Source organism: Streptococcus oralis, assembly GCF_003943825.1.
GTDB lineage: Bacteria > Bacillota > Bacilli > Lactobacillales > Streptococcaceae > Streptococcus > Streptococcus oralis_CD.
This window is the reverse complement of the sequence record NZ_RJNJ01000029.1, coordinates 1-1,182: the sequence shown is the minus strand read 5'-3', so window position 1 is coordinate 1,182 and position 1,182 is coordinate 1. Positions and strand designations below refer to the sequence as shown.

2 protein-coding genes are annotated in these 1,182 nt (G+C 41.8%); both read left to right on the top strand.

What is annotated here, in order from left to right:
• Positions 1–11: 11 nt before the first annotated feature.
• Positions 12–317, top strand: coding sequence for a DUF1292 domain-containing protein (locus D8863_RS10360; RefSeq protein WP_125441852.1), 306 nt, complete (start codon positions 12–14; stop codon positions 315–317).
• A gap of 309 nt (positions 318–626) precedes the next feature.
• On the top strand, positions 627–1,182 hold a 556-nt coding region (locus D8863_RS10355; protein ID WP_260469794.1), incomplete at its 3' end, for a bifunctional folylpolyglutamate synthase/dihydrofolate synthase.

Below are 1,182 nucleotides of genomic sequence, written 5' to 3'. Positions count from 1 at the left end.
GAGGAGAAACTATGTCACACGATCACAACCATGACCACGAAGAACGTGAATTGATTACACTAGTAGATGAGCAAGGAAATGAAACTTTATTTGAAATCCTTTTGACCATCGACGGGAAAGAAGAATTTGGTAAAAACTATGTTCTNCTAGTGCCAGTTAANGCAGAAGAAGATGAAAATGGTGAAGTTGAAATNCAAGCTTACTCATTCATCGAAAATGAAGACGGAACAGAAGGCGAANTGCAACCAATNCCAGAAGACTCAGAAGACGAATGGAACATGATTGAAGAAGTCTTCAACAGCTTTATGGAGGAGTGATACAGTCTGGGAGACTGTATCAGCCCAACTCCTAAAAATTGGAAGAGTTGGAATATCCGGGGAACGTTTTTACCCCAGTTCCTTAAAATAAGAGAGAACTGGTAAGTCTGGGAGACTGTATCACCCCAACTCCTAGAAACTAGAAAGAGTTGGAATGTCCGGGGGACGTTTTTAGCCCACGTTGAAATTCATAGTAGCTAGTGATTAGCTAACCAGGTAAGAGGTTGGGATTTTTGTCCCAACCTCGCTTTTTATTTGTAATCATACTTTGATGCGGTAGTTGATTGGACTTTTGTTAAGGAGACATGTATGTTTGAAGTAGAAGAATGGCTTCATAGTCGGATTGGTTTAAACTTTAGATCTGGTCTTGGACGAATGCAGCGAGCTGTGGATTTGTTGGGGAATCCTGAGGAGACTTATCCCATTATCCACGTAACAGGGACTAACGGTAAGGGGTCAACTATTGCCTTTATGAGAGAGTTGTTTGTTGCTCATGGTAAAAAAGTTGGTACTTTTACCTCTCCTCATATCGTCAGTATCCATGATCGAATCTGTATTAATGGGCAACCAATCGCAGAGGAAGACTTTGTCCGTATAGCTAACCAGGTCAAGGAGATGGAGAAAACTCTCTTAGAAACACATGATCAATTGTCTTTCTTTGAGTTGTTGACCCTGATTGCTTTGCTTTACTTTAAAGAGCAGGGAGTGGATCTAGTCCTGCTAGAGGTGGGGATTGGTGGTTTGCTTGACACCACTAATGTCGTAACAGGCGAGATTGCAGTTATTACTTCGATTGGTCTAGATCATCAGGAGACCTTGGGCGATAGTCTGGAGGAAATAGCCGAGCAGAAAGCTGGTATTTTCA